Consider the following 24685-nt stretch of genomic DNA (forward strand, 5'->3'; position numbering starts at 1 on the left):
TCAAGAATCTTTGAAAGATGGTAGTGTCCTATAGGACACTAGCTGAAAGATGGATGAACGACGATCGGTGAATGGATCCGCTCGTCGCGTTCCAGGCCGAGGTGGCTTAAGATCAGATTGCAGAGATCGACCGCTCGGAGCGAATCGGCTTTCAGGAGATCCGGGCGTTGCGTGATAAAGAGCGGTCCCTCGTCGGCCGAGTCGGCGACCCGTCCGTGAGAGCCTTTGACCAGGGCGGCGTCGAGCGGAATGACATCGAGCAAGGTCCGAAATCCGAGCGCTTTTTGGAGGAGACGCCCTCCGATTTTTAATTTCGGAAAAGAGATCGCGGGATCGATGAAAAGCTCCACCGGGTCATATCCCGGCTTGCGATGGATATCGACCGTCCTCGCGAAGTCGGGCGCCCGGCGATCATCCAACCAATAATAATAGGTGAACCAGGCGTCGCTTGAAGCGACGGCGATCATTTCCCCGGCCCGCGGGTGATTCAAGTGGTGTCGGCGTTTCCCCTCTTCATCCAAGATCAATTCGATCCCGGACGTCTTCTCCAGGACGGCGCGGACCGCATCCTCCTTCGACAGGTCGTTCAGATAGATATGGGCGACTTGATGGTCGGCGACGGCGAAGACGGCGCTCGCCCCCGGATCGAGCAATTCCCGCCCCAACTCCTCGCGGAGGGCGATCCAACCTTGTTCCCTGAAAATTCGATTGAGGTGAATCGGTTTCGTCACCGGCGTGATCCCATATTCCGAAAGAAAGAGGATCTCCGCGTCGGCCGCCGCGTAGTGCCGGATCAGGTCGCCGCAGACGGCGTCGATCTCCCGGAGGTCCTGCGCGAGAGAAGGATCGTCGGGGCCGCGCCGCTGCAGGTTGTAGTCGAGGTGCGGAAGATAGATCAGGGTGAGGGTCGGGTTGTAGCGCCGGTCGATCCACCGGGCCGCTTCCGCGATCCAACGGCTTGATTGGATCGAGGTGGCCGGCCCCCAGAAGTGAAAGAGGGGGAACGGGCCAAGATCGGCCTGGATCTCTTGCCGGATCGCTCCCGGCTGGGTATAGATATCGGGGATCTTTCGGCCGTCGGCGGGATACATCGGGCGCGGCGTGATCGAATAATCGACGGTCGAGTGCATGTTGAACCACCAGAAGAGATTGGCGCAGGTAAAATTCGGATCGGCCGCGCGGGCGATCTCCCAGAGCTTCGGCGCCTGAACCAGCCGGTTCGACTGCCGCCAAAACTTGATCTCACATTCATCCCGAAAATACCAGCCGTTTCCGACAATCCCATGTTGCGCGGGCCAGCTCCCGGTCAGATAGGTCGCCTGGGCGGCGCAGGTGACCGCCGGGGTGACCGCTTCGATCGGGACAACCTTCCCTCGCTTTGCCCATTCCGACAGAGAAGGGGTGGCGGGGCCGAGAAGCCGCTGTGTGAGTCCGACCACATTGATGACGACGGTTTTCTTCAGCATGAGGGACCGTTCATGATATCATCTGCTCCAGCACCCAACGATACTCATCGGCGATCGATTCAACCAGGTCCCGCTTCAAACCGGGGGGGAGGATGTCCCAGGTGTAGGTTTCGATCTCGAGATGAGAGGTGAACCGCCGCTCGCCCAATAATTGGAGGAGGCGCGCGGTTTCGCCCCCCGTGGAGTGAAGCGGTCCTTCCCCGGAGAAAAAGAGGGGAAGGTGAAAGTGAATCCGCCACTCGCGGGAATCGAGGCTTCGGGTGATCGGGAAGAGGTCGCTTAAATCGGCATAATGGCGAAGACCTTCTTGCGCGTTGCGCTCGATGACCTGGTGAAGGTAGATTGATTCCGAAAAAGGACGGAGTCGATCGGAGAGCGCCTTAAGCGGCTCCGGATCGGAGGGAACGGCCATCTTCAGCGCGGCGCTGATCTGAACCTTTCCGATTTGGATCCCCGCTCTTTGGAGGAGGTCGAGGGCGCTCTCCGCCTCCTCGTATTCGACCGCCATATGGGAGGTATCGTAACAGATTCGGATATGTTCGAGGAGATCGCGTTCCGCCCGGGGAACCGGGCGTTGGAGCGCGGCGGCCAGAAGCGGCGCGCCGATCGGGAGGAGATATTTCCGGAAAAAATCGACCGCCTCGATACTGTTCTCGATCAGGCCGTCCGGCTCCGGCTCGATGTCGAGGTGGATCACTTTTCCTGTCTCCTCTTTTGCGCAGACCAGGGCGGAGGCGACTCGGACGAGATTTTGAACGATCGTCTCCCAGGTTGCCGGGTCGTTGGCGATGATCCAGCGTTTGTAGGTCAGCGGAGAGGTCGAGATGCTCCCTTCCATTCCGTCAGGGAGGAGCCTTCGAAGGATCTCGATCAGCCGGAGGGTATAGCGCAGCCGCTCTTCGGTCCGCCAGTCGGGCGCGAAGACCCCCGCCTTGACCCGCTGCCGGTGAAAGGCGCCGAAGGGAAATCCGTTGAGCGTAAAGAGATAAAGACCATGGCCGTCGAGGAACGATTTAAAACGGTCGATTTCTTCTCCCGCCAGTAGCGCCTCGCTCTCTTTGGAGGAGAGGCGAAGGCCGATGCCGAACGGCGCATCGGGGGAGAGGATCGATTTGAGCGCCGGCGCATATTTCTCCAGATTTCCGAAGACCTCCGGCCATCCGTTTCCGGGATGAATGTTGGAGCAATAAGTCAGATGAAAGGCCTTGTCCGGTCCGATCCGCATCTTTTTACCGCGCTCCCAAAGGAGCGGAGGGAGCCGCTTTCTGCCCGTTCCGGTCCGTCACGTTTTCAAGTGTAAAGCGGGGAGACTGGCTCAAAAAGGCGGCCGGATTCTCATAGATGATTTTTCGAATCGATCTTTCCGAATGGCACCGCCGCCGCATCTCCAGGGCGAAGCGGGGAATGGCGATCGGAAGACTCGGTCCCCAGTCGCAGGCGGAGCTGACGCAGATCCGCTCCGGTCCGGCCCGCTCGATCATGTCGATCGCCCGCTGCGGTGAAACCTTGGTCTGGGGGTAGAGGGTGATCCCTGCCCAAAAGCCATTTTTCAGGATCATCCCGATTGTATGTTCCTCCGCGTGATCGATCAGGATCCGTCCGGGATCGATCCGCCCATCTTTCAAAAGGGTCTCCACGATGATCCGTGTCCCTTTGTATTTGTCCTCAAGGTGGGGGGTGTGGATGAGGATCATCTGATTGTGCGCGACGGCGAGGTCGAGATGGTCCTGAAAAGTCGCCACCTCGTTCCGTGTGACCCGGTTCAATCCGATCTCTCCGATCCCGAGGACGTTGGGCCGATCGAGATACTTCGGGATCTTTTCGATGACTGCCCGCGCGAGCGAGCGATTGTCGGCCTCCTTCGGATTGAGACAGAGCCAGGTGTAGTGGCGGATGCCGACCCGGGCCGCGCGCTTCGGCTCCACTTCCGTGAGCTGATGGAAATAATCGTCGAAGCCGTCGGCCGAGGAGCGGTCGAAGCCGGCCCAGAAGGCGGGGTCGGTCAGCGCCACGCAGCCGGTCAGCGCCATCTGTTCGTAATCGTCGGTCGTTCGGGAGGCCATATGGGCGTGCATGTCGATATACTCCATCATCGTTCTCCTTTCTCCGGGCGGTAGGCCCCGCAGGCCGACTTTTGGTCGAGGCCGTCGGTCGGCTCCGTCCGCGGATCGCTGAAGATCATCTGAATCCGCCCGACGCGGTCCCCGTCTGAGCCGGACAAGGTCCGGACCGCCTCCCGAAACGCCCGCATCCGAAAGTCGGCATCGACGGCGGGATCGGCGGCGCGGTCGAGACGGTCCAAGAAAGCGGCGAGATCGAGCAGCCGGGTCCGGTTTTCAATGAAGTACTCGTCGATCAACTGCACGCCGGTCATCGGGCAGGGGAGGGGAGCGCTTTCCATTGTTGTTCTCCTTTCGTTTTACACCGATCTTTTTTTTCCAGCAGCTCGATACTCTTCGAAAGAACGGTCGGATCGATTTCATGGACCTCCGCCCCTCGGCCGATTGTCTTAAGCAAAGTGAGGGTGAGCGGCCCGCCGAGATGCTCTCTGAATTCATCGAGTCCCTGCAGCAAGGCCGGGTGGCGCAGCTCCTGCAGAAAGCGGGGAAGCCCGACGGCGGAGAGGAGCGCAAGGGTCCTCTCCCAATCGGCGCGGTCGAGAAGACCGGCGAGGTAGGAGTAGGTGGTATCGAGGGCGATTCCGACGGCGACCGCCTCGCCGTGCCGGAGAGTATAGCCGGTCATCTGCTCCAGCTTGTGGGCCGACCAGTGGCCGAAGTCGAGCGGGCGGGAGGCGCCGCGCTCAAACGGGTCGCCGTTCATCGCAATGTGTTCGACATGCATTTCGGCGCAGCGACGGATCAGCGCGTCCATCGCATCGATGTCGCGGGCCACCAACGCTTCAGTCCGGCGCTCCAGAGAAGAGAAGAAGTCGGGATCTTTGATCAGGGCGACCTTGATCGCCTCGGCGATTCCGCTCCGCCAATCCCGGTCGGAGAGGGTCGATAAAAATGCGCGGTCGTTCAGGACGGCATGCGGCGGGCTGAAGGCGCCGAGGAAATTTTTCTTCCCGAAGGCGTTGATGCTGTTTTTCACCCCGACCCCCGCGTCGTTTTGGCCCAATACAGTCGTCGGCACCCGGATCAGCCGAATTCCCCGGTGCGCCGTCGCCGCGGCGTAACCGGCCATGTCGAGCAGCGCCCCCCCTCCGATCGCAACGAGATAGGAGTGCCGACAGAGTCCGGCCTCATGAATCGCTTCATGGACGCGGGCGACATGCTCCGGATGATTTTTCGCCGCTTCGCCCCCCTCGATGAGGAGAGGGGGAAGGGGTTGTTGTAGGTCGGTGTGATATTCGCTGCAGTAGGCCTCGATCGCCGCCGGCAGTTCCGGATGATGCGCGAAGAGGCCCCGATCGATGACGAACAGAGTCTTGCACGGCCGATCCGGATTCCCTTCCCCAACCGTATCGATGAAAAGTCGATTCTCCGGAGAGAAGAGATGCATCGTGAAGTGAACGGGATAGTGATAAGGAACATCGAAAACAGCTTGGATCGATTCCGACATGGAGGTCCTTTCAATCATCGGGGCGTGGCCGGTGCGGCCGACCGATTCAGGTGACTGCGAAGAGACGGGCGGTCCGGGAAGCAAATAGCGCCAATAACGAAATCATCAAGCCGGGAAGGAAACCGGCATAGAGAGCCGCGAGGGTTGCGTCGAGCAGAACGAGCGAGAGAACGCCGCGCTTCACCGCGGTCCGGATCGGAACGGCCTGCGGGACGCGATATGCTTCCCAAAAGGGAGGGATGACCCGGAAAGCGAAGAGCGCCAGAAAAGGGAGCGTCTCCCAAAGAGGAATCGCGCTCTGAAAAGCGAGCGCGGCGAGGGCCAGCAGAACCGCACCGATCAATCCGATCGAGAAGAGGATCGTCTTTTGCCTTCCGCCGTGGACCTCTCCTTTGCTGGTCAGGGTGACGGCGGCGATGTAGGTCAACGGGATCAGGCCGAGCGGTGCATAGTCGAAGAGGAGGAGCGGCGCGGCGCTGAGACCGAGGAGAAGATTGAGTCCCCGGCAGAGCCCCATATTGAGCGGGCCGACGATCGGATGCTCCTTCGTCCAGGCGTTATAGCAAATCGCCGAGAGGGCAATGGCGATCGCGAGAAGCCCGCTGGCGAGTCCCGCCGTGAACGCAGCGCCGATTCCGAATAAGAGGAGAACCGTTCCGAAGAGCGCGGCGCGGCGGGGAGTGATCCGCCCGCTCGGGATCGGCCGCTCCGGCCGTTCGGCGGCGTCCCGTCGCGCGTCGAAGAGGTCGTTGAGGACCACCCCGCCGCCGTAGAGGCCGATCGTCGAGAGCGCGAGGAGGAGGATTACAGGACCGGCGGCGCCGACGACGGCGGCGCCGGCGAAAATATCGGCCGCGGCCGTCCAGAGGTTGGCGGCGCGGATCAACTCCAGATAGGATTTTAGGAAAAGCGGTCGGGCAGGGTGGTCCCGTTGAAGAAAGAGGGAAGGCTCCTTTGTCCTCAGCATCGGCAGGGTCCTCTTCATGGGGTGGAGGTGGAGAGGCGATCGCGTTGACCGGTCTTCCCGATCTGCGGTTGATTCTAACGCAACGCTTTTAAGTATGCAACCAGATCGTCGAGTTCTCGATCGCCGATCTCCTTTTCCGAGAAGGCCGGCATGGCGCCGAGACCGTGGCGGACTTGAAACCGGATCAGCCACCGGGGAAGGGGTTTGTTATTGATCGCGGGCCCGAGGCCGGCCTCCCCTCTGGGATGACATTGATTGCAGTATTTCATAAAAGCTTCCTCTCCGCGAACGAGGGTAGAGGAAGACATCGACAGGGGAGGGGCGATCGGCTCGCTCCGCCGGGCCGGGCCGCAGCCGGAGAACAAGAGAAGCGCAGTGAGGAGCCAAGGGAGATAAAATCGGAACGGTCTTATTCCTAAGATCACGGCATCGATCCTTCCGCTCGGGTGATCCGCCAGAGGATCCCGGTTCCCTTTCGGGGCTCGCTGTTGACGTTCGGCTCCGCGAACGGAATCCGCACCTCACCTCCTTGGCCCATCGTCATCACGCCGAAGTCGACGACGTACAAGGCCGTTCCATCGGGATTAAAACGAGCCGCCACCGGGCGTTCGAGACCTCCGCCGCCGACCCGGGAGGCCGGTCCGTTCGTCTTTCCCCGGTTGACGGCGAAATCGTGGATCACGCCGGTCTCGACATCGACCCGGACGACCTTGAAGCCGACGGGGGAGAGGACTTTCCCGACCACCGGAGCTTGATCGCCGAACTGGGCGATGAAGGCCTGGCCGACATAACCGAATTGGGTGTTCTGTGAGAAGTCGAACCCGTTCGAGGAGGAGTGAACCCCCAAGACGGCGGCCGGCTCGGGCGGATCGTTCGGGTGCTCCGCCAGAAGGAGATGGGGAGATTTCTTTCCGGGGGGCGTGAAGTGTTCTCCTTGATTCAATCGGCGGAAACCATGGTAATCGGGCCACCCATACCAGCGTCCCTCCTCGACGCGCCAGAGGAGATCACCGGTGCCAAAAACCGGCCGGCTTCCGCGCACGTCATAGCTGTTCTCGCTCATGAAGAGTTGTCCGTCGGGAGAAAAGGCAAGCCCGAAGGGGTTCCGGAATCCCCATGCGATCAGTTCAGCCTCCCCGCCATTTGTTGAAATTCGCAGGAGTGCCCCGCTGCAGGGGACCTTTCCCGAAATCACCTGTCCCTTGAGGGTTGGAACACCAAAAGGAGAGAAGGCGCCGGTGGTGGCCGTATCCTTTGGATCGGGGGTTCGAGGATCGGGAGAGATGTAGTTTGTGCCGCTCAGCGTGATGTCCCTGCAGGGAATGTCGTGCGCTTCGGGGTAGCGCGCCAGCCATCCGTATTGGGCATTGTCCTCTCCGACGACGCCGGAGTTGGTGAAGGTCCCCACCGCGAAGTAAAGCGCGCCGTCGGGGCCGATCGCCGGGCCGTTGGTGTGATGATCTCCCATGCTCGGGAGATTCTCGATCAATGGGGTAATGGTTCCGTCCGGCGTGATCTTCAAGATGCGCCCTCCGAGAAGGGTTCCCCCCTCCGCGACATAGAACACCCCTTGATGGTAAGCGACGCCGTTCCAGGGGCCGTTTTTGCCGCCCGAAGCGATCACGGTGGTTCCTTCAGGGTCGATCCGCAGAAGACGGGGGGTGTCCCAGACCTCGCCGTAGGAGTAGCCCGATTCGACGACATAAGCCCGGCCTTCCTCATCGAATGTCACGCCGGTGGGGAAGGTCAGTTCAGTCGCCACCGGCTCGATCCGATACCCCTCGGGGAGGGCGATGTCGGAAGGGGAGATCTTCCTCGGCGGATCGAATGAAGTTTGGCCCCCGCCTTGTGAACCACGCAGTTCGAAGCATCCGGTCAAGATGGTCCCAATCAAAACAAGGATCGAGAAAAGAGCAATCGACCGGGAAGGAACTGGATCGGAGGAACGGATTTGATTGAATCGACGATCATGACTACCCATTTTGGTTTTGCGCATTTGATTTCAACAATGTCATTACAAAAGAAAAATCCTGTCGCTCGTCAGTATGCAACCTCCATACCTGAGGAAAGCAAGAAGGTGAGAGCGCTTTTGCGCAGATCTAACGATAAGGGGGAAGGACTCTGCAGGATCTTCGCAGCGATTTGCAACGAACTCAGATTAAAAAAAATGGTGATGCCGCTCATTGTGGTTTAACTTACAAATTTCGAAACCTCGATTATACTGTAAAGGTTGTTCCGTTATGAATGATGCGTTTCTTCGGATGATCATGCAATTTTATAAGAGAAACTATTTTTGTTTGATCACGATTTTCCTCTTCGCCGTTTCATTTCCCTCCTACACAAAAGCTTTCGAGGTTGAAAACACCCTGACGACCGAATTCTCCTGGGTCGATTTAGAGAAAGAGGAAAGTCGCCTCCGGGAGAATCACTGGGGAGATCTGATCTTCGACGGTCCCAATCTTCAGACGTCGCTTTATTCCCGATTTTCCGTCGGGGATTCTTTCTCCGCGGTCTTGATGCCGGTTCAAGTTTCTCCGCGGGAGGGGAGAGACCTGTTTTTGCGAAAGGGTTATCTCCGTTTCGAGTTTTGGAATGTCGCGCTGAAGATCGGACGCGACTCCCTCTGGTGGGGGCCGGGGCGTCACGGGGCTCTGCTTGTTTCCAACAATGCGTTTCCGTTTGACCTCATCCACGTCGGATCCGCCGCGCCCTTCTCTCTGCCCGGTTTTTTGGCGCGGCTGGGAAGGTTTGAAGTGGAAGGTTTTTTGACCCGGCTCGAAGAAAATCGAGATTTTTCGAACGTTCGTTTATTGGGTCTTCGGCTGGTTTATCATCCGCGAGAGGAAATCATCATCGGCGTTTCTCGCATCACGATGTTCGGCGGGGAGGGTCGTCCGGATCTCTCGCCGGTAGATTTTGGAAGGTTGTATTTCAGCGACCCCAATCGGTCCGGCAAGTACGAGGTCAACGAGCTGGGGGGAGTCGATGTGCGCTTGCTTCTACCGATCAGCGAGATCTTGCCGGGACAGGCTCTGGAACTCTACGGTGAATATGGGGGAGAGGATGAGGCCGGCTTCCGCCCCAGCAAGCCGGCCCTGCTTGTGGGGTTCGAATGGCTGTATGAAGGCCGGAGAGTGCTCGTAGAATATGCGAATAATCATGTGAGCGATTCTCCGAACGTCTGGTATACCCATTCTCTTTATACCTCCGGCTATACCTATCGAGGGAACATCATCGGACATCATATGGGGAGCGATGCGAAAGATCTTTATGTTCGGGCGGAATTACCGCTTTGGGAAGGCTGGATTGGCGGAGGTGATTTTGAGCAACAGCGTCGACACCTCTCCTCTCTTGTTCAAGAGAAGAGACGCCGTTGGGGGGGCGATGTCGCCTATTCCGAAAAAACAGGGTTTTCCTATTCCGCTCGGCTGATCTATGAGGAGATTGAGAATTTAAACCTGCTATCGGCGAATGAAGAAAATATGTATGTGATTCTGAATGCGAAGTGGCAGTTTTAGCCGAGGAGCAAAATGTCAGAGATGCCGGTCTGGAAGATGAGTCGATCTGAAACGACATCTTCGATCTCATCATTCTGCTTGAGGCGATGCTGCATTCCACAGTTCTATTGATGGATCTTTGACGCAACTAAGTATTATTCTGTGTGCTCTAAATACATTTTAAGTATACTCAGTATACCGAATACAACTGATATAACTTCTTTCCGTCATAAACTTGACAAATAACAAACATGGGCTATACTTTTTCAACATCATACATAAATGGCTATTTAGAATTTCCTTCTGGTATATCCAATTCCGTTTAAGATACCAATAGAAAGGCACTGTAAGTGAGGGGGCGAAGCTATGCTTGATGGTAATAAATGCCTCTCATCGGTCACTCCTGATTCATCCCGGATGCAAACACTCAAACACAACTTAAACGGTTTTCACGTTGGGCTGCGACCGGTCCAGCCAGACCGGTTTTCCTGTTCCCGAACCCTGCTACCGAGAGGAAGATCGGCCCGATAGGAACGCCGCACATTTTTGCATTTATCTTTACCGCCGGGGAACTATGACAAACGAAATGCAGGAGAGAAGTCCATGACAACGGTTGACGAAATAACGGAACCACAAGTCACGTCCCATCTTTACCCGCGTTGGTATGCTATTAGAACAAAATCACGGCATGAAAAGTTCGTCAGAAATCATCTGGCCGGGCAAGGATTCGATCCCGTTCTGCCCCTGGTTCGGCGGCTGAATCAATGGAAGGACCGGAAAAAAGAGATCGATACCCCCCTTTTTCCAGGGTATTGCTTCGCACGATTTGCCTGGAAGGATCATTTTTCCGTTTTAAAGGCACCTGGTGTGGTACAGATCATCGGAGGCTCGGGCCGGCCCGAGCCAATTCCGGATCATGAAATCGAAGCCGTGCAAAAATTGACAACAACGACCCTCTTTTATGAGCCCTTTACATATCTTCAAGAGGGGAGCCGGGTCAAGATCAGCCGGGGTCCCCTCCAGGGGGTTGAGGGGATTCTCTCACGAAAGGATGGTCAGCACCGTGTTGTGATCGCAATCCATCTTATCCAGCAGGCCGCTGCCGTTGAGATGGATATCTCTGATGTAGCGCCGCTGGAGACAGTCCCTCTAACGAACGGGATGCTCGTCGCAGGCGCAACAGAATAATCCGACAAGGCTTACTCAAATCATTCAATCTAAAAACTTCTATCAGAAATACTGGACAACGATTGCATTCTGTTACTCGGTGATTCGTATTGTCATGATACATGGTTTGTTGATTAAGTATTCACTTTAAAGGAAAGGTAAATTGGTGCGCGGATGATGAAGGCCGAAAGACTGTGTCTTCTCCTTTTTTTTAAAAAATCTAGAATCAATTTGACTGCCCAAGCGTTTTTTGTCGGATGGATGGTCCCAGCGTTCCTAATCGGAACGATTTGTCCTCAAGCGATCGTCTTTGCTCAAGGATTTCCATCTACTTTTCAGAACCCCGGCCCACTTCCAACCCTTTCCGAGTCATTCAGTTTCGACCAGGGGAAAAAAGGAAAAGAGTTATCGTACCAAGAGCCGGCTCTCGAAAAAATGCAGGAGAATCAGTTGGAAAGGCCTGCCAGGATCGAGCCGTCCCAGACCGCCGAGACAAAATTATCCTCCTTTGAGGAGTATCTCCAGGGAAAGAATTCCGAGAAGATTTCAACGGCAATCAGGCAGTTCGGATATGACCTTTTCCAGCAGCCTACAAATACCTTTACTCCCGTCGATGCGGTTCCTGTAGGACCCGACTATCTTTTGGGACCGGGGGATGAACTCCGCATTACTTTATGGGGCAAGGTTAATGCGGAACACCCGGCGATCGTTGATCGGGAGGGGAAAATCGTGCTTCCTCAAATCGGAATACTCCATCTAGCCGGTCTCACCTTTTCCGAAACGAAGAATTTTTTAGAAACAGAGCTCAGCCACTATTATAAGCCCTCCGAAGTAAAGATGAATGTCAGCATGGGCCGGCTTCGATCGATCCGTGTTTTTATTGTCGGAAAAGTTCAACGACCTGGAAGTTATACCCTTTCCTCATTCTCGACACTGATCAATGCACTCTTTGCAGCAGGCGGACCGAGCAAGATTGGGACGCTGCGGGATATTCAGGTGAAGAGAAACGGGACGACCGTCACTCATTTCGATCTCTATGAATTTCTTCTAAAGGGAGATAAAACAAAGGACATTCGTTTGATGCCGGAGGATGTCATTTTTATTCCGCCGGTGGGGCCACTCGTCGGAATTGCCGGAAACGTAAACAATCCTGCCATTTACGAGTTGAAAGATAAGGCCTCTGTCCTAGAAGTCATTGAAATGGCGGGTGGCTTAACTGCGAATGCCTTTAAAGGAAGGATACAGGTTCAAAGGATCCAAGAGCATCGATTCAGAACCCTTTTTGAGGGAGACCTTATCGACATTGAAAGAATACCGGAAAAAAATATACCTCTCATTAATGGAGATTTAATTAAAATTTATTCGGTCGTGCCGAGTAGGAACGTGGCTGTCCTGTCGGGTGCGGTTGTTTCTCCCGGGGAATATGCCGTCATCGCAGGAACGACCCACCTTCGTGACATCATCCAGAAGGCAGGCGGCCTGGTTTATTATGCTTCAAAAGAGGCGGAGTTGACCCGCGTCAAGGTGACTCAGGATGGTCCTAAAATGGAACGATCAAAGATCGATCTTTCCAGAGTGATGGAAGGGGACCCGGCGCATAATATTCCACTGGATGTAAACGACTATATTTTTATTAAAACCATCCCCGAATGGGCGCTCTACCAAAAAGTGGAAATCACCGGCGAGGTTCGATATCCGGGCATTTATACTATCCAAAAAGGAGAGACACTATCTTCTCTCTTTGATCGAGCGGGAGGATTTACCGACGAGGCCTTTCTGAAAGGGGCAGTTTTTACCCGCGAATCGGTCCGGGTCCTTCAGCAAAGACAGCTTGATGAGGCAATCGACCGGCTGGAGCAACAGCTCCTGTCCCAATCGGCATCCCGCACCGAAACGGCGCTAACGCCTGAAGCGGCAAATCAGCAAAAAGCCTCCATGGAGCAGAAACACGCCCTTCTTGCAAAGATGCGGGGGGCAAAGGCCAAAGGGAGGATCAGTATTCGAATGGAACAGCTCGAAAAATTCAAAGGAATGCCGTCCGATCTTACCTTAGAAGATGGCGATGTCTTACACATTCCGGAGCGTCCCCAGCAGGTTCAGGTGATCGGCTCGGTCTATAATCAAACCTCATTTGTATATGATCCTCGCTCCACCGTCTCTCATTATATTGCCCAAGCGGGAGGGATGACAAAAGAGGCGGAAGAAGACTCCCTTTATGTCCTGAAAGTAGACGGCACCGCAATATCTCAGAGACAAGAAAGCGGTTATTGGGGAAGAGGACTGCTTGCTTCAAAACTCGATCCCGGAGACACGGTGGTTGTTCCGGAGAAACTGGAACGGGTCTCCTGGCTTCGTGAGACCAAAGATCTCACACAAATTCTATATCAGATCGCGGTCACGGCAGGGGTCCTAATCGTTGCATTCTAGCCGGTTGGGATAAAAGGAAAGTAAAATGGAAAATGAAAGTCAAAATGTCCGTTCTACGTCTTCTAGCGCACCGCCTGAAGCGGAAGAGTTCAGCCTTCTCGACTATTGGAAAGTCCTCGTCAAACGGAAAAGGATGCTTGGCATCGTTGTGGGAGCGGTATTCATCGGGTCGATTATTTTCAGTCTTCTCCTTCCAAAAATATATGCTTCAACGGTCACCCTTCTTCCCCCTCTTCAAGAAGGGTCTCAGGGGATGGGAGCGGCAGCTTCTCAACTAGCCGGAAACCTCGGAGGGCTGGCCGGCAGCCTTTTTGGGACTAAATCTCCTGCCGATCTGTGGGTTGCGATCTTAAAGAGTCAAACGGTCCGGGATGCCATCGTCTCCCGCTTCGATCTGCTGAAGCTCTTCGAGGTGGAAACAGCCGAAGATGCACGGAACACACTGGAGCAGAAGGTTAAGATCCTTAAATCGAAAGAAGATATTATCTCGATTACCGTCGAAGATGAAGATCCTAAAAAAACGGTGGAAATCGCCAATGCCTATGTCGAAGAGCTGGATCGGGTCAACAAGAGCATTGTGATGAGCGCCGGCGGACGGATGCGGGCCTTCATCGAAAAAAGGTTAAATGAGCAGAAGCTGGAATTCTCGAAAATTGAAGAAAAGGTCAGGAACTTTCAGGAAGAAAACGGGGCGGTCAAATTGGATGATCAATCCAAAGCGATCATTGAAGCCTTTGGGATGGTAAAGGGACAATTGATGGCCAAAGAAGTTGAGCTGCAGACCTTCTTATCTTATGCCACCCCGAATAACCCACAAGCAGAAATTTTAAAAGCTCAGATCGAAGAATTAAAAATGCGGTTATCCGAACTGGAAGGAAAAACTGGAGGAAGTTCGTCTAAGAGCATTTTTATTCCGACTGCCAAGATTCCCGACCTTGCCCTGAGGTATGCCCGGCTTTTAAGAGATGCAAAGGTTCAAGAGACCGTATACGGTCTGCTCAACCAGCAGTATGAAATGGCCCGGATCCAAGAAGCCAAGGACAGCCCCACCGTACAAATCCTCGACACGGCCAAAATTCCCCAGAAAAGGGTCAAGCCAAAGCGGAAGAACATCGTTCTCTTTTCCACCTTCGGAGCGATGTTTTTCGGAATTTGCCTCTGTTTCATCATCGAATACATAGAGACTGAAAAGTCGGCCAGGAAAAAAGGGAACGGAATATTGAATGGAGGGATTCCTTCTTTTGAAATCAACGGGGAAGTTCAAGAGACCAGCGTGACAAGTCCGGGAAATTAACTTCCGTTTTGTTATCAAGCTAAAGACCTCAGCCGTTTCACCGCACTGCATCATCCTATTTGAGTAGACAAGAATCACCTATCACTTCAGGGGGGACCTTTATGAACAGGAGTCAGGATAAAGTTTTGAAGTTGGAAGGTCTGGCTGAAATGGTTCGTCGCTTGAAAGAGGATAAAAAAACGGTGGCCCTTTGTCATGGCTGCTTCGATATCATGCACATCGGTCATCTTCGCCATTTCGAAGCGGTCAAGGCAATGGCGGATGTCGTCGTGGTGACGGTGACGCCCGACCGTTTCGTAAACAAGGGACCGAACCGTCCCGTCTTTCCCGACGACCAACGGGCGGAGTTGATTGCCGGCCTGCGTGTGGTCGACTGGGTTGCAATCAATAGTTGGAGTTCTGCCGTCGAGACGATCCGTCTCATCCGGCCAAATCTCTTTGTGAAAGGCCAAGAGTACGAGCCTCAGACACAGCAGGTCAATCCCAATTTTTTTGCAGAGGCAAAAGCGGTTGAAGAGGTGGGAGGAAAGGTGACGTTCACATATGAATTTATCTCCTCCTCCACCGCAGCGGTCAAGCGCCTCTGGAATATTCCTAAATAACACCATGGAAAGAAGGGCGGAGCAGGGAAATTAATGAAACCTCTTCATTACGATACGATTATTTTCGATTTGGATGGGGTGGTCACCGATACGGCCAAAGTCCATGCCATGGCATGGAAAGCGCTGTTCGATGATTATTTACAGACACGTACCCTCCAATTCAATGAAGCGTTCCGTGTATTCGACATAGAAGAGGATTATGCCTCGTACCTCGATGGGAAGCCTCGATATGACGGGGTGAGAAGCTTCCTTGGATCGAGGGGAATCGCACTGGCAGATGGCGACCCGACAAATGGGCCTGAGCGTGAAACGGTCTGCGGCCTTGGGAATAGAAAGGATCGCATTTTTTCCAAGGTCCTTCGCGACAATGGGGTCAAAGTGTTCGATTCGACTGTCCGTCTTGTCAGGGAATTGGAAAAGATGAAAATCTGGCGGGCTGTCGCATCATCCAGCAAAAATTGCCGGAGCGTTCTTCAGATTGCCGGCCTCGAAAACCTATTTGACACAATAGTCGATGGCGTGCTGTCGGCCGATCTGAAACTCAGGGGGAAGCCTGACCCCGATATTTTTCTCAAGTGTGTCGAACTGCTCGGCACCACACCTGAACGAACCGTGGTGGTGGAAGACGCCATCTCGGGAGTGCAGGCAGGCAGAAACGGCGGTTTTGGATTAGTCATCGGGATCGACCGGGCGGGGCTGGGAGAACAGTTACAGAAAAATGGCGCCGATGTCGTGGTGACCGACCTGATCCGTGTAAGCCACCACACTATCGATTCATGGTTTGATATGAAGAATAAAATCTCACGCAGCATTCCGCACTCTTCAACGTTGCATACTTTGTAAAGGAACGGTTTGAGAATGTGATAAAGGGTGGGAGCAATGACGGTTGAGTTGATCTTGAAACTTCCGCATCACGCCTGGAGCCAGGTCAAGCAGGCTTTCTTCAGAACCGAAAAAACACGAATCCTCTTATGGGGATCAATCGGCAGCTTGGTGGTTCGAGCCATCGGAATGGGTCTGCGGATGCTCGCAGGTATTCTCCTGGCTCGGATACTCGGGGCTACTGGCTACGGGATTTATGCCTATGCCGTGACATGGCTCGGCTTTCTCACCATCCCGACCATCATGGGTTTGGATCAGGTCCTCCTGCGCTTTGTGGCCGCTTATAAAGAAACCCGGGGGTGGTCCGCTCTCAAAGGAGTCGTGAAATTTTCTATTCTCCTCGGTCTCGCCGCGGCAGGGGTGACGACCCTTTTTTCAATCTCCTTTGTCTCCCTCTTCTCCGATTCTAATTGGGATTTTCAAGCCACGATGTGGATCACGCTGGCGCTTCTTCCGATCGTCGTACTCGGCCAATTGCGTCAATCCGCGCTCCGGGGGTTGAATCATCCGATGGTTGCCCAGATTCCTGAAAACATCGTCTATCCGGGACTTCTTCTTCTGTTCGCTTTCGGTGCCTCGCTTACAATGAAATCGCCCCTCACCGTGATTCAGATTGCTGTTGCGAATGCCGCGGCATGGGTCGGCTCTTTTTTGACCGGAACCTTCTTACTGGCGCGGAGGATGCCTTATCCCGTCAGCGCCTCCGAACCTTCATACCAGAAAACGGAGTGGCTGAAAATGGTCCCTCCCCTGATCTTTATCGGCGGGGCGTATCATCTCCTCAGCCGGGGGGACCTCCTGGTCCTCGGCATCGTCGGGACGAGCCGGGAAGTGGGGGTCTACTCCATCGTCAGCCGAGGCGCAGAACTGATGCTTTTTATCTACGACGCCATTACCCTGGCAGGCGCTTCCCTCTTTTCGAGCATTTACGTCACGGGAGATTATAAAGAGCTCCAGCGGTTTACGACCCTTGCCACGAAGACGATTCTCTGGATCTCCTTACCAATTTTTTTTATCCTTATCGGGATCGCTCCTTGGTTTCTCGGGCTCTTCGGCGCTGAATTTGTGGAAGGATATGGGGTGATGAGACTGCTAACCACTACTTATTTTATCGGCAGCTTGAGCGGTTTTGTCATTACGATGCTTTATATGACGGGCCACCAGCGGGATGTTGCCATTGTCATGGGGGTCATGGCGATCGTCAATCTTGCCCTTTCTTTCCTTCTCATCCCATGGCTTGGGATCACAGGAGCCGCCATCGCGTCGGGGACCACGCTCATATTATTGAAAGGGACGCTCGTCATTGTCTTATATAAAAGGGTTGGGATTATTTCGCTCCCTTTCAGCTTTAAAAGGGCCTGCGGCACGCAGCAGAGCGGATAAAACCTCCATTCATTTGATAGAAGGAGCAAACTCCAATGAGCAATCCTCTGATTTCGATCATTACACCGGCCTTCAACCACGGCCGCTATATCGGCCGCTGCATCGAAAGCCTCCTTGCCCAAACCTACTCCAATTGGGAGATGGTCATTGTCGATGACGGATCGACCGACAACACGGCCGAAGTCGTTCAATCGTATCGAGACTCACGCATCACCTACCTCTATCAAAAAAACAGGGGGGTCAAGGAATTGGCCGGCACGATCAACACCGGCCTCGCGAAAACAAAGGGTGAATTCGTGACCATGTTCGGCAGCGACGATACCTGGCCCTCTTATCGGCTGGAAAAGCAGATTCCGATCTTCGACGAACCGGATGTGGTTCTCTGCTTCGGGTTGGGATATCTGATCGACGAAAATGACCAGATTCTCGGCAGTATCAATCCTCCTCCCGACCTGAATCACGTGCAGAATCGGCCGGTCGGATCGATCCTTCATCGGCTGTTTCTCTCCCATTTCATATTTCAGCCGAGCGTCCTTCTTCGTCGAGCGGCGCTCGAAAAAATCGGAGGCTACCTTCAGCCTGCCGGGCTCCTCGCCGAGGATTATCCGACCCATATGGCCCTTGCATTGGAAGGGGAATTCCGCTATCTCGATCTTCACCTTGCGAATTATCGAATGCACCCCGGGCAGATGACCCGCAACCACTATCAGGGAATGGTTGAAACCGACATCCCGTATGTTCTGGAATTTTTCAGACATCTGACCCCGGAAATGCAGAAACGGACAGGATGGACCGAATCACGCCTGAGCCGGGAGCTGTCGAGGCGGCTTCATAACGCCTATTTCGAGGTCGGCCGCCGGGATCTTCTTGCGGGGAATTGGGTGAAAGCGCGCCGTCATTTTATCAACGCCTTGGGCCGCGGGAGCCTCACCACAAAAGCGAAAGCTTTTCTCGGGATCTCCTGCAGTCTTCTCCATACCGACATGGAAGGGGTCATCCAACTTTCGGGCCGAACCCCGCTCCGCTGAGACGACTGGAAAACGAACAAAATGCAGAAAATGGTGCGCCATCACCGTCTCAGGATCCATTTTGGGTTCTATAAAAACGCGTTACACTTACTCTTTTCAGGAGTTTTACCTTTTCTGATGAGCATTGTCTCCATAACAAATCTAGCGGGGTGCATACGCGAATCCCAGGAAATGGGAAAATTTGAAATCGCGCACCCCTCTCCGATCTTTCAGGATATTACGAGAATTGCCTTCCTCTACACCTCTCCCGGCGGCCAGGTATCGATTCATTTTTCAACCCTCGAGAGCCATCATCGGAATCCTGAGGGGGATGAGTTCCTATTTTCTTCATACGAGACTGCGTCCCAGGTGTTAAAATCGCAGGTCGTCAAAGGGGCCCCCGAGGCGCGGGCCTATTCCTATTCAAAAAATTTGAATCGATATGTTTTGGGCACTTCGATCGACCCCCAGATCTTTCTTTATGATCCCGATCGCTTGACTTTGGAGCGGGTTTTCGAGGGTCCAAAGTCGAATGCATTTATCCATCGCCTTGCCGTGAAAGACGATTACGTTTATACCATCCTGAGCACCCCCTCCGCACCGATCCGGGGATTCAACGGCATCCTGAAGGTTCATTTACAAACAGGAAAACATCAGGTGATTCCCTTCTCCGATAAAATGGAGCAGGGATGGGGGGGGGTCCAGACCGTCGATCCGACCGGGCGGATCTGGTTTTACCGGGCATTCCCGATGCGGATGATGTGGTACGACGCCGTACGCGGAATGAGGAACCGGACACTCGCCGGTTATGAAGGCTGGACGGTAGAGAGTTGGGACAGTTGGCGAGGGGAGGATTATCTGGTCCTCACCAACAGCCGCGGGGAATTCATCAAGAAACGGGTCGATTTGCAGACGATGACCGAACAAGAAGGGGGCTCGGAGTTCGCAACCGAGCAGGACCGGCTCTTCTTGGAATCGGTCCGGGTGGACCTTTACCATAACGACCCCTTTGCCGAACCGCTCTATTTTCGACCCGGGAGCGCTTCCTTTTATCAGCGAAGTGCCGGCCAGGATCTTTTTTCATCGGTTGGTAGCATCGATCTGGGAAAGTTCGAAGTGATGGGATTTCATCTGACCCCTCAGGAAGGAGCGACGCGGTGGATCCATCCCCAATTGGGGGAGTTGGAGGTGTTGGGGATCTCTCCCGCCGGCGATCTACTCGTCTGGCTGAGAGGCCGCAAAAGTTATGCGGTTGCGGAAATTCAATCCGGAAAACTGACGCCCCATGAAATCAACCTCTCCAACCTCTCGCCGGCGGATATCACTTCCCTGGTGGTCACGGATGACGGATCGTTGTATGGGGGAGGAATTCTCACCTTCTCTCACCTCTTCCGGTTCGACCTTCCCACAAATCGAACCGCTCTTCTGAAGGGAGCCATCCCTGACGCCGAGGGACAAGTCAATTCTATGTTTCTGGGTCTAGATGGAAAGGTCTACGGCGCCGGATACCCCGACTCCGTCCTGTTTCGATTCGACCCTTCCGCCCCATGGAATCCGGGAAATACGGCGACCCACAACCCGACCCATTTGGGCGCCATGGGGCACCATCGGCAGACCCGGGCGCGGAAAGGGATTCAAGATCTCGATGGCACGATCTGGTATCAGAGCGTCACCGACTATGCCTTTCCGATTGCACATGCCCTGGCGAAGGCCGATTTTGAAAAGAGAACCCTGACGGTCAAAACCGACCTGGATGATGGATTCCCAGAAGTGGAGGCGCTTGCCGTCTTCGATTCCGAACATCTGGTGCTTCTGGGACGCAAAAATGGAAAGCCGGGGCTCTATCGATTGAATCAACGCGAATTCCGGATCGAGGAGGAAAAGGTTCTTGCTGAATCGGGCGGAATCCTGGTCAACCTGGATCCTTACGATCGGAGCAACTCTCGGCTCTTCCTGACGCAAGGGAGAAAACTCTATGGAATTAATCCGGACCTTTCCATCCGCTTCATCCATAAATCCCTTCGTGAAATATCGGCAGTTGTCCCCGGAGAGGGGCAGGATATTCTCTTGATTGGAAAAACCCACATCGAGAGAATTAATTTGACATCGGGAGCAAAGGATATCTGGTGGAACAGGGGAGATAAGCCAGGCCACTATATATTCAAGCACCTCTCATGGACTCCCGTTATATTTCATAAAGGACTTTTGTATATTGCGGATGAGGAGAAATTATGGAGATTTAACCCTCCGAGGAGCTGAACGTATGAGACTTTGTTATATCGGAAACTACGCTAACATTCATACTCGCCGATGGACCGGCTTCTTCGCTCAACAGGGACACGAGGTTCATGTTATCTCCACTACGCCGGTTCGCGAGGATGAGGTTTCTTCCGTTAAAATTCATTCGTTGGCCACTTATCGGACCGGAAATTATTTACTGGACCTCCTGCTTGGATTATTGAGCATGTTCCGGAGGGTAGCCGACTTGAAGCGGCTCATCCATGAAATCGCCCCAGATGTTGTCCATGTCCATTACATTACTGATGCTGCTCTTTTTGCTCTTCTGACCGGTTATCGGCCGATTGTATTGACTGCGTGGGGGTCCGACATTTTGGTTTCACCGGAGCAGTCCTGGATTCGAAAGCAGGTGGTTAAATACATCGTCAGCAAGGCAGATCTGATCACCTGTGATGCGGACCATATGAAGCGCAGGATCGTTGATCTGGGTGCCGCTCCCGATTCCGTGGAGATTATTTTTTTCGGAACGGATATTGAGAGATTTCAACCGAAGCGTCGAGACAACCGTCTTCGTTTAAAGGTGGCGCCGGCGGGAGGCCCTGTGATCATCAGCATCCGAAATCTGGAACCGGTCTATGATATCGAATCGATGGTGCGTGCCGTTCCGTTTGTGTGTGAACGCTTTCCCACTGCGACCTTTCTCATTGGGGGGTCTGGCTCGTTGCGCGGGTCACTCCAGGATCTGACGAAGGAACTAGGCATCGAACAGAATGTCCTTTTTCTAGGATCTCTGTCACAGGAGGAATTGCCGTCCTATCTGGCGTCTTCAGACGTATATATTTCCACGGCACTTTCGGATGGAGGGATTTCAGCGAGCACCGCCGAAGCGATGGCCTCCGGTGTTCCCGTTGTCATCACCGATGTCGGGGACAACAGTCAATGGGTCCAAGATGGCATGAATGGATTTCTGGTTCCTCCCAAAGACCCTTCCTCCGTTGCAAAAAGAACCATTCAGTTGCTGGAGGCGGCCGACATTCGTTTACGGATGGGAAAAAGAGGTCGCCAGGAGATCATGGAGCGAAACAACCTCTATACCGAAATGAAGAAAATGGAAGGATTGTACCACGTATGGGCGGAAAAGGCCCCCTCCAGGAGTCCGGCGGGAAAATGAACCGATTTCCGATTCAAAGCGAACCATTGTTTACTGGCCTGCAAAACAACGAATTCAGGTTCAACCCCGTCCTGAGTTCGAGGAGGGCTTCGAAGCTTGCTATGGCGGGAGCCATTTCTGCGAGTCTTGCCACGATTTTTATCGGCACGGCACATCAGGCGCAGTTTTCTCACGGGGAGGTGATCCTTCCCTGGCAATTTCCGCTCTCCGCGCTGCTCTCATTTTTCCTGAGCGGTCTTTTTTTACTGATCTATATCGCTTCGACCCCCAGGATGTTCTGGCCGGCCCTGGCGGTCACCTCCGTTTTGACGGCCGGCATCTATGTTCTGCGGTTTCCGATTTTCGACGAATGGCTGGCCGGAGCGATTGTCGTCGGCGGCCTGATCGCCGCGGCGAAAGGCCGGGTTCCCCGCCGGAAGATCCGGGTTCATCGCGAATGGGTTGTCTTATTCATGATATTGAGTGGCTATATGTTATTGGAAAGTTTGATTGGCATTTTTGTCCATGGAAACCTCAAATCGGCGCGGTTTTCGATGACCTTCGGCGTCGTTTTTGCCCTCGGCTACCTTCTCGCAAAATACGACTTCCCTCGACCAACCTCTCATCAGGTCACCCTCTTGGTGGCGTGGACCAGCCTTGCTTATTATCTCCTTTATGTCGTTCATGGCGCTGTTTTCTTCTCTTCCGTGCACACCACCATTTTAGAAGGGATCGGCTTTGCCGGCTCGGGTTATCAAACTGCAACCGGGATGGTGGCGGCCCCGACCGCTTTGATCTTGATCGGACGGGAACGAGGAGGGCGGCGCCTATTGGGGTGCGCCGTATTGATCCTCTCTCTCCTCATCTCGGCCCTTTCAGATTCGCGCGCCGGAATGCTCGCCGTCGTCGGAGCGATGGCTGTCAGCCCGTTTGCCATCGGAATGGCGCGGTCGTTTACGATCGCCTTCGTGGGAGTTGTTGCCTCGATCGTGATCGGCACGATCGCATTCGAACGGCCGGAGTGGCTGCTGGACATCGGGGAGGCGATGATAAGCGCCCTCAATGTAGAGGGAGGAAGTTCGACCTATGAATATTTTGGTCGGACGGTTACCGCCGCCAAGGGAGATGCGGGCCGATTTCTATATGTTCGGGGCGCGGTTGAAACCCTCGTTCAAAATCCCCTTCTGGCCCTTACAGGGGCGGGGACTTATGGCTACTTCCCGGTCGCGGGCCCCTACTATGAAAAGGTGGCCGATGAACAGGGGGTGAATACCGCCATTGTCAACTACGGATCTTCTCTGGGCGGGGTGGTCGAGCCGCCCCGGCCTCCCGCCATGGGGGCCCTCATCGCTGAGACCGGTATATTCGGAACGGTCCTCCATCTTCTTTGCGCCCTTGCCGCCGTCTCAACGATTGTATTCCGGCGATCTCGCACGAACAAACTAAGGCTCTTCCTGGGGCCGAATATCCTGATTGCCTCCACCGTCTCCTTGGCGCTCGCCTGGACCTACTTCGGAGAGATTCAGGATATGATCTTATTCTACCTGCTCATTATGCCGTTCGGCCTGGTCCATACCTGGGGAAACGGGACCGGCACGGGAAAACCGGAGGGTGGTTCATGAAGTTGACCGTTTTCAGCCATGCGAGCATGTTGATTGAAAATCAGGGTACAAAGTTGATGACCGATCCGTGGCTGCTCGGCTCGTGTTACTGGCGATCGTGGTGGAACTATCCCAAGCCCCTTCCTTATACGGGACGGGTGGAGGACCTCTCTTACATCTATATTTCACACCATCATTGGGACCACTTTCACGGCCCGTCCCTCCGCGTGTTGCCGCAGAGTGCGACGGTTCTGGTCCCCAAGGCCCATCACACCCTGCTGATCGACGATCTGTCAGGGTTTGGTTTTAAGAATATTGTCGAAATGCCCCATGGAAAATCGGTGGTTCTTGAATCGGGACTGAAATTGACCTCTTACCATTTCGGCCTGTCTCTTGACAGTACTTTGGTGATTGAGAATGGAGAAACCACCATCGTGAACATGAACGACTGTAAAATCACCGGCCTGCCGCTGCGACAGTTTTTAAAGCGCCATCCCCGGGTCGATTTATTGTTTCGCAGTCACTCCTCCGCTTCGGTCTATCCACATTGTGTCGACGCAGAAGACGAAGGGGATCTACAATATCGAACCAACCAGGATTACATGACCGAGTTCCTCCGTTCCGCGGAGATCATCAAGCCGCGCTATGCCATTCCCTTTGCAAGCAATCACTGTTATCTCCATAAAGAAACGATCCGCTACAACAGCACCATCGTCTCGCCGCTCGACGTGAAGGGATATTTTGACCGGCACAAGCCGGAGGGGACCGATTGTCACGTCATGATGGCCGGAGACGTCTGGGACAGCAAAGAAGGTTTTCATCTCCAGGGAGCCGACCCTTTTACAAACCGGCCGGCCTATCTTCAAGAGTACGCAAAAGAGGTCGCTCCCAAATTGGAGGCGTATTATCTCGAGGAGGATAAAGTCACGCTGCCTTTCTCCAAATTCAAAACCTATTTCTCCGGCATGCTGGAGAAACTGCCGCTCGTCAGCCGGCCTCTTTTCAAACCGGTCGTCGCGTTTCAACGGAGGTCGGTCCCCGACGCTTATTGGATCGTCGACTTCGGCCGCCGGTCGGTTTATGAAACGGCGGCGCTCCCGTCCGACTGGAGCGTGGTGATTGAAACCCATCCGGCCGTCTTACGCGACTGCATCCAGAGGCGGATGTTCACCGTTTTTATGCCGAGCAAACGGCTGTCGGTGCGCCTGGCCAAAGGGGCGTTAAAAGACCTGTTCATTCTGACACAGCTTTTAGAGATGGCCGAATACGGCTATTTCCCTCTCGTCAATATCTTGAATCGGCGGTTTGTTTCCGCCTGGCTCCGGCGCTGGCGCGAGGTGATCCACTATTTCGGGATCGCGGCGAAGATGTTCATCCGAAGAAAAAAAGAAGACCCCCTCTCGGCGGCCGTTCCGCGCGTGACCTCCTGAAGCGTCG

General features: G+C 54.4%; 21 protein-coding genes. 13 read left to right on the forward strand and 8 right to left on the reverse strand.

Going from position 1 to position 24685, the window contains the following annotated elements; translation table 11 throughout:
- Positions 1-38 precede the first annotated feature (38 nt).
- The 8 genes from MNODULE_RS20655 to MNODULE_RS20690 all read right to left on the reverse strand — a co-directional run bounded on the left by MNODULE_RS20655 (position 39) and on the right by MNODULE_RS20690 (position 7879).
- The gene (locus tag MNODULE_RS20655) at positions 39-1463 is read right to left on the reverse strand and encodes an alkaline phosphatase family protein (RefSeq protein WP_168063238.1); all 1425 of its coding nucleotides are present in this window, start codon (positions 1461-1463) and stop codon (positions 39-41) included.
- 13 nt (positions 1464-1476) lie between these two features.
- On the reverse strand, positions 1477-2691 hold the full coding sequence (gene eboE / locus MNODULE_RS20660) for a metabolite traffic protein EboE (protein WP_168063077.1): 1215 nt from the start codon (positions 2689-2691) through the stop codon (positions 1477-1479).
- A 4-nt stretch (positions 2692-2695) separates the two neighbouring features.
- Complete coding sequence (locus MNODULE_RS20665) at positions 2696-3556, reverse strand: TatD family hydrolase (RefSeq protein ID WP_168063239.1); 861 nt, start codon at positions 3554-3556, stop codon at positions 2696-2698.
- On the reverse strand, positions 3556-3867 hold the full coding sequence (locus MNODULE_RS20670) for a hypothetical protein (protein ID WP_181071142.1): 312 nt from the start codon (positions 3865-3867) through the stop codon (positions 3556-3558). Before MNODULE_RS20670 ends, MNODULE_RS20665 begins: the two co-directional genes overlap by 1 nt.
- Positions 3837-5033: a 3-dehydroquinate synthase gene (locus MNODULE_RS20675; RefSeq protein WP_202882295.1), complete on the reverse strand. Its 1197-nt coding sequence runs from the start codon at positions 5031-5033 to the stop codon at positions 3837-3839. Before MNODULE_RS20675 ends, MNODULE_RS20670 begins: the two co-directional genes overlap by 31 nt.
- A gap of 46 nt (positions 5034-5079) precedes the next feature.
- Positions 5080-6000, reverse strand: coding sequence for a UbiA-like protein EboC (gene eboC, locus MNODULE_RS20680; RefSeq protein WP_168063079.1), 921 nt, complete (start codon positions 5998-6000; stop codon positions 5080-5082).
- Positions 6001-6074: 74 nt separating this feature from the next.
- Entirely contained in the window at positions 6075-6425 is a 351-nt protein-coding gene (locus MNODULE_RS24885; protein ID WP_202882296.1) for a c-type cytochrome, read from the reverse strand.
- The gene (locus MNODULE_RS20690) at positions 6422-7879 is read right to left on the reverse strand and encodes a PQQ-dependent sugar dehydrogenase (RefSeq protein ID WP_202882297.1); all 1458 of its coding nucleotides are present in this window, start codon (positions 7877-7879) and stop codon (positions 6422-6424) included. The genes MNODULE_RS24885 and MNODULE_RS20690 overlap by 4 nt, the downstream gene beginning before the upstream one ends.
- 72 nt (positions 7880-7951) lie before the next feature.
- Between MNODULE_RS20690 and MNODULE_RS20695 the strand changes: the two genes are divergently transcribed.
- The 13 genes from MNODULE_RS20695 to MNODULE_RS20755 all read left to right on the forward strand — a co-directional run bounded on the left by MNODULE_RS20695 (position 7952) and on the right by MNODULE_RS20755 (position 24678).
- Entirely contained in the window at positions 7952-8194 is a 243-nt protein-coding gene (locus MNODULE_RS20695; protein WP_168062947.1) for a hypothetical protein, read from the forward strand.
- Between the two features lie 73 nt (positions 8195-8267).
- The gene (locus tag MNODULE_RS20700) at positions 8268-9518 is read left to right on the forward strand and encodes a capsule assembly Wzi family protein (protein WP_168063081.1); all 1251 of its coding nucleotides are present in this window, start codon (positions 8268-8270) and stop codon (positions 9516-9518) included.
- Positions 9519-10100: 582 nt separating this feature from the next.
- The gene (locus MNODULE_RS20705) at positions 10101-10685 is read left to right on the forward strand and encodes a UpxY family transcription antiterminator (RefSeq protein WP_168063082.1); all 585 of its coding nucleotides are present in this window, start codon (positions 10101-10103) and stop codon (positions 10683-10685) included.
- A 429-nt stretch (positions 10686-11114) separates the two neighbouring features.
- A complete protein-coding gene (locus tag MNODULE_RS20710) occupies positions 11115-13091 on the forward strand; it encodes an SLBB domain-containing protein (protein ID WP_168063083.1) in 1977 nt (658 codons plus the stop codon).
- A gap of 25 nt (positions 13092-13116) precedes the next feature.
- Entirely contained in the window at positions 13117-14385 is a 1269-nt protein-coding gene (locus MNODULE_RS20715) for a GumC family protein (RefSeq protein WP_168063084.1), read from the forward strand.
- Between the two features lie 101 nt (positions 14386-14486).
- On the forward strand, positions 14487-14987 hold the full coding sequence (locus MNODULE_RS20720; protein ID WP_168063085.1) for an adenylyltransferase/cytidyltransferase family protein: 501 nt from the start codon (positions 14487-14489) through the stop codon (positions 14985-14987).
- Between the two features lie 33 nt (positions 14988-15020).
- Positions 15021-15830, forward strand: coding sequence for an HAD family hydrolase (locus MNODULE_RS20725; protein ID WP_168063086.1), 810 nt, complete (start codon positions 15021-15023; stop codon positions 15828-15830).
- 36 nt (positions 15831-15866) lie between these two features.
- A complete protein-coding gene (locus tag MNODULE_RS20730) occupies positions 15867-17252 on the forward strand; it encodes an oligosaccharide flippase family protein (RefSeq protein ID WP_168063087.1) in 1386 nt (461 codons plus the stop codon).
- A gap of 35 nt (positions 17253-17287) precedes the next feature.
- Positions 17288-18280, forward strand: coding sequence for a glycosyltransferase family 2 protein (locus tag MNODULE_RS20735; RefSeq protein WP_168063088.1), 993 nt, complete (start codon positions 17288-17290; stop codon positions 18278-18280).
- Between the two features lie 171 nt (positions 18281-18451).
- Positions 18452-20518, forward strand: a complete 2067-nt coding sequence (locus MNODULE_RS20740; protein WP_168063089.1) for a hypothetical protein — start codon at positions 18452-18454, stop codon at positions 20516-20518.
- Between the two features lie 4 nt (positions 20519-20522).
- Positions 20523-21668: a glycosyltransferase family 4 protein gene (locus tag MNODULE_RS20745; protein ID WP_168063090.1), complete on the forward strand. Its 1146-nt coding sequence runs from the start codon at positions 20523-20525 to the stop codon at positions 21666-21668.
- Positions 21669-21769: 101 nt separating this feature from the next.
- On the forward strand, positions 21770-23269 hold the full coding sequence (locus MNODULE_RS20750; protein ID WP_168063091.1) for a hypothetical protein: 1500 nt from the start codon (positions 21770-21772) through the stop codon (positions 23267-23269).
- Positions 23266-24678, forward strand: a complete 1413-nt coding sequence (locus MNODULE_RS20755) for an MBL fold metallo-hydrolase (RefSeq protein ID WP_168063092.1) — start codon at positions 23266-23268, stop codon at positions 24676-24678. The genes MNODULE_RS20750 and MNODULE_RS20755 overlap by 4 nt, the downstream gene beginning before the upstream one ends.
- Positions 24679-24685: the final 7 nt, after the last annotated feature.

The organism is Candidatus Manganitrophus noduliformans (assembly GCF_012184425.1).
GTDB lineage: Bacteria > Nitrospirota > Nitrospiria > SBBL01 > Manganitrophaceae > Manganitrophus > Manganitrophus noduliformans.

Excerpts from the sequence above, each read along its gene's own strand:
- MNODULE_RS20720 (WP_168063085.1), top strand. The coding sequence starts at position 14,487 with ATGAACAGGAGTCAGGATAAAGTTTTGAAGTTGGAAGGTCTGGCTGAA.
- MNODULE_RS20755 (WP_168063092.1), top strand. The coding sequence starts at position 23,266 with ATGAAGTTGACCGTTTTCAGCCATGCGAGCATGTTGATTGAAAATCAG.
- eboE (WP_168063077.1), bottom strand. The coding sequence starts at position 2,691 with ATGCGGATCGGACCGGACAAGGCCTTTCATCTGACTTATTGCTCCAAC.
- MNODULE_RS20745 (WP_168063090.1), top strand. The coding sequence starts at position 20,523 with ATGAGACTTTGTTATATCGGAAACTACGCTAACATTCATACTCGCCGA.
- MNODULE_RS20740 (WP_168063089.1), top strand. The coding sequence starts at position 18,452 with ATGGGAAAATTTGAAATCGCGCACCCCTCTCCGATCTTTCAGGATATT.
- MNODULE_RS20725 (WP_168063086.1), top strand. The coding sequence starts at position 15,021 with ATGAAACCTCTTCATTACGATACGATTATTTTCGATTTGGATGGGGTG.
- MNODULE_RS20735 (WP_168063088.1), top strand. The coding sequence starts at position 17,288 with ATGAGCAATCCTCTGATTTCGATCATTACACCGGCCTTCAACCACGGC.
- MNODULE_RS20670 (WP_181071142.1), bottom strand. The coding sequence starts at position 3,867 with ATGGAAAGCGCTCCCCTCCCCTGCCCGATGACCGGCGTGCAGTTGATC.
- MNODULE_RS20750 (WP_168063091.1), top strand. The coding sequence starts at position 21,770 with ATGGCGGGAGCCATTTCTGCGAGTCTTGCCACGATTTTTATCGGCACG.
- MNODULE_RS20675 (WP_202882295.1), bottom strand. The coding sequence starts at position 5,033 with ATGTCGGAATCGATCCAAGCTGTTTTCGATGTTCCTTATCACTATCCC.
- MNODULE_RS20715 (WP_168063084.1), top strand. The coding sequence starts at position 13,117 with ATGGAAAATGAAAGTCAAAATGTCCGTTCTACGTCTTCTAGCGCACCG.
- eboC (WP_168063079.1), bottom strand. The coding sequence starts at position 6,000 with ATGCTGAGGACAAAGGAGCCTTCCCTCTTTCTTCAACGGGACCACCCT.
- MNODULE_RS20730 (WP_168063087.1), top strand. The coding sequence starts at position 15,867 with ATGACGGTTGAGTTGATCTTGAAACTTCCGCATCACGCCTGGAGCCAG.
- MNODULE_RS20665 (WP_168063239.1), bottom strand. The coding sequence starts at position 3,556 with ATGGAGTATATCGACATGCACGCCCATATGGCCTCCCGAACGACCGAC.
- MNODULE_RS20705 (WP_168063082.1), top strand. The coding sequence starts at position 10,101 with ATGACAACGGTTGACGAAATAACGGAACCACAAGTCACGTCCCATCTT.
- MNODULE_RS20700 (WP_168063081.1), top strand. The coding sequence starts at position 8,268 with ATGCAATTTTATAAGAGAAACTATTTTTGTTTGATCACGATTTTCCTC.